Origin of the sequence: Nonomuraea deserti, from assembly GCF_004348685.1 — a bacterium.
Lineage (GTDB): Bacteria > Actinomycetota > Actinomycetes > Streptosporangiales > Streptosporangiaceae > Nonomuraea > Nonomuraea deserti.
Window position 1 is genome coordinate 1 of record NZ_SMKO01000348.1, and the last position, 4,227, is coordinate 4,227.

A 4,227-nucleotide genomic window follows, 5' to 3' on the forward strand; every position below is an offset into this window, starting at 1 on the left:
CCGCCACCAACTCGTCCCGATCAGCACCCACCACGACCGCACGCTGCTCCAGCACCGCCCGGCCCGCCGCCAACGACCACGCCACATCCGCGAGGTCCACCTCCGGCCGCGCCGTGATCCACGACGCAAGCCGACCAGCCTGCGCCCGCAACGCCCGCACATCCTTCGCCGACACCAGCCAGGGCGCCACCGGCGCCTGTGCCACCGGCTCAGGCTCCGGCTCCACAACCGGACCCTGCTCGATGATCACATGAGCATTCGTGCCACTGATCCCGAACGACGACACGGCAGCCCGGCGAGCGTGCCCGTTCTCCCGCCACGGCTGCGGCTCCGTCAGCAGCCTCACCGCACCCGCCGACCAGTCCACATGCGGCGACGGCTCCTCCGCGTGCAACGTCTGGGGAAGCATGCCGTTGCGCAGCGCCATGACCATCTTGATCACACCGCCCACACCTGAGGCAGCCTGCGTGTGACCGATGTTGGACTTCAGCGACCCCAGCCACACGGGCCGGTCCTCGGGCCGCTCCTGGCCATAGGTCGCCAGCAGCGCCTGGGCCTCGATCGGGTCGCCCAGGGTCGTGCCGGTGCCGTGCGCCTCCACCGCGTCCACATCCGCCACCGACAACCCGGCGTTCGCCAGCGCCTGCCGGATCACCCGCTGCTGCGACGGACCATTCGGAGCCGTGATCCCATTACTCGCACCATCCTGATTGACCGCACTCCCCCGGACGACCGCCAACACCCGATGCCCATGACGACGAGCATCAGACAACCGCTCCACCAACAACACACCAACGCCCTCACCCCAACCCGTGCCATCAGCACCAGCCGAGAACGCCTTACACCGCCCATCCGCCGCCAACCCCCGCTGACGCGAAAACTCAATGAACATCCCCGGCGTCGACATCACCGTCACACCACCGGCCAACGCCAAATCACACTCACCCGACCGCAACGCCTGCGCCGCCAGATGCAACGCCACCAACGACGACGAACACGCCGTATCCACCGTCACCGCCGGACCCTCCAGCCCCAACGTGTACGACACCCGGCCCGACACCAAACTCCCCCCACTGGTATTCGCCGGCGTCCCCAACCCGTAGTCGTGATACATCACCCCCGCAAACACACCCGTCCGACTCCCCCGCAACCCCGTCGGATCGATCCCCGCCCGCTCAACCGCCTCCCACGACGCCTCCAGCAACAACCGCTGCTGCGGATCCATCGCCAACGCCTCACGCGGCGAAATCCCGAAAAATCCCGGATCGAACTCGGCCGCGTCGTAGAGGAAGCCACCCTGGCGGGTGTAGGTCTTCCCCGGCGTGCCGGGCTCCGGCCCGTACACGCCTTCGACGTCCCAGCCGCGGTCGGCGGGGAAGTCTCCGATGGCGTCCTGAGCCTGTGCGACCAGCGACCACAGGTCCTCCGGCGACAGCACGCCGCCGGGATAGCGACAGGCCATCCCCACGATCGCGATCGGCTCGTCGACCGCGGTCGCCGCCACGACGGCCTGCGCCGCCTGCACGCCGAACAGTTCGTCCGCCAGGAACTCCGCCACCGTCTCAGCGGTCGGGTAGTCGAAGATGAGCGTGGCCGGGAGCGACAGCCCGGTGGCCGCCGTGAGCTGGTTACGGAACTCGACGGCCGTCAGGGAGTCGAAGCCGAGCTCCTGGAACTGGCGCTGCCGGTCGATCGCCGACCCGTCCGAGAAGCCCAGAACCGTGGCCGCAGTGCCGCGTACCAGGTCCGAGAGCGTCGTCAGGCGTTCTGCTGGGCTCAGCGCGGCCAGGCGCTGCGCGAGCCCGCCGGACGAACCCGCGCGGCGCACCGCAGAGCGGCTGCCGGCCCGGGTCTGGACGAACCGGGCGGGGATCAGCGCGGCCTTGCCCGAGGACACGGCGATGTCGAAGAGGGCCAGCCCGTCGTCGACGGACAGCGGCTTCACGCCCGCGCGCTCCATGCGGCGCAGGTCGGACTCGTCGAGCTCGCCCGCCATGCCGCCGGTCGCCCACAGACCCCACGCCAGCGAGGTGGCCGGCAGGCCGTGCACCCTGCGGTGGTGCGCCAGGGCGTCCAGGTACGTGTTGGCCGCGGCGTAGTTGGCCTGGCCCGCGCTGCCCAGCACACCGGCCAGCGAGGAGAAGAGCACGAACGCCTTCAGGTCGAGGTGCTGGGTGAGCTCGTGCAGGTGGCGGGCGGCGTCGGCCTTGGGCCTCAACACCGCGTCCAGACGTTCGGGAGTGAGCGACGCGATGACGCCGTCGTCCAGGACACCGGCCGTGTGCACCACGCCCACCAGCTCGTCCACGCCCTCCAGCACCTGGGCGAGCACGTCACGGTCGGCCACGTCGCAGGCCGCCACGTCCACCTCGGCGCCCAGCTCCGACAACTCCGCCGCCAGCTCGGCCGCACCGGGCGCGTCGAGACCGCGACGGCTGACCAGCAACAGGTTCCGAACGCCGTGCTCCGTCACCAGGTGGCGGGCCACCAGCGCGCCCAGCCCGGCCGTGCCGCCCGTGATCAGCACCGTGCCCTCGGGGCCCTCGGGCCCGAACACCGGCTCACGATCGGCCAGATCCGCGACCCGGCTCATCCGCGGCACCAGCAGCTGACCGTCCCGCACCGCGACCTGCGACTCGCCGGTCGCCAGCACCTGGCCGACCGTCTCGGCGTCCAACCGCTCGGTTCCGGCGTCCAGGAGCACGAACCGGCCGGGCTGCTCGGACTGCGCGGCCCGCACCAGGCCCCACACGGGCGCCAGGCGCAGGTCCACGTCCTCATCCGCGTTCACGGCCACCGCGCCGCGGGTGACGATGACCAGCCGCGACGGCGCCAGGCGCTCGTCGGCGAGCCACTCCTGCGCCAGCGCCAGCGCCGCGTGAGTCGTGGCGAGCAAGTCCGCGCCCGCGCAGCCGGTCAGGACCGCGTCCGGGACGTCCGCCGCGTCGATGGAGGCCAGATCCGGGTACTTCTCTGCTCCGGTGCCCAGGTCGTCGGTTCCCAGCACCAGCCACCGGAGCGCGTCCTGCTCGGCGGCGGCCGGAGCCGCGGTCCACTCGAGCTGATGCAGCAAGCCCTGGCTTTCGGACGCGCTGAGCTCGGCCGTCGACACGGGCCTCAGGGTGAGCGCGTCGATCTCGGCCACCGGGGCACCGGTCTCGTCCGCGATGCTCAACGCGATGCTCGCGTCGGAAGCTCCGCGGGTGACCTTCACCCGCAGACCGGTCGCGCCCGCCGCGTGCAACGACACACCGCTCCACGCGAACGGCAGATACGGCCGCCCCGACTCCGCTCTCGGCACCAGATCGCCCAGCGCCGCGGCATGCAACGACGCGTCCAGCAACGCCGGGTGCAACCCGAAATGTCCTGCGTCGGCGTGCGCCCGCTCGGGTAGGGCGATCTCTGCGAACACCCCGTCCTCGTGCTGCCAGGCAGCCACCAGCCCCTGGAAGAGCGGCCCGTACTCGAGGCCCGACACGGCCAGATCGTCATACACATGCTCGACGTCGATCGGCCGGGCATCGGCCGGCGGCCACTGCGCCAGCCCGAGCAGCGGCTGCTCCGTCTGGCCGGCCAAGACGCCCTGCCCGTGCTGGACCCACTCCCCCGCGTTGGCGTTGCGGGAGTGGATGCTCACCTGGCGGCCACCCGACTCATCGCAGGGCCCGGCCACCAACTGGAGGTGTACTCCGCCGTCGGCCGGCACCAGGAGGGGTGCCTGGAGGGTCAGTTCGAGGAGATGCGGGGAGTCCAGTTCCTGGCCGGCACGGAGCGCCAGCTCCACCAGCGCCGCCCCCGGCACCACCACCCGGCCGTTGACCTGGTGATCGGCCAGCCACGGCTGCGTGGCGAGCGACAACCGGCCCGTGAAGGTATGGGTGTCGGAGTCCGGTGCGGAGATGGCGGCGCGGAGCATGGGATGGTCGATGACACCCAGTCCGGCGGCGTCCACGTCACCGGAGTCAGGGCTGACCGGCACCCAGAACCGCTCATGCTGGAAGGCATAGGTCGGCAGGTCCACGTACCGGCCCGAACCGAGGACCGCCTCCCAGTCCACGCCAATACCGTGAACATGCAGCCGGCCGAGCCCTTCGAACAGGGCGCGGGTCTCGTCACGGTCCTTACGCACCGCCGGGACGAACACCGCGTCCTCGACGCTCTGCTGCGCCAGCCCGGTCAGCACCCCGTCCGGGCCCACCTCCAAGAAGTGGCTCGCCCCAGCAGCCG

At 71.3% G+C, this 4,227-nt stretch carries 1 protein-coding gene; it reads right to left on the bottom strand.

Features of this window, described 5'->3' with window-relative positions; all coding sequences use genetic code 11:
- A partial coding sequence (locus E1292_RS49600) for an SDR family NAD(P)-dependent oxidoreductase (protein ID WP_132606750.1) occupies positions 1-4,227 on the bottom strand: 4,227 nt, incomplete at both ends.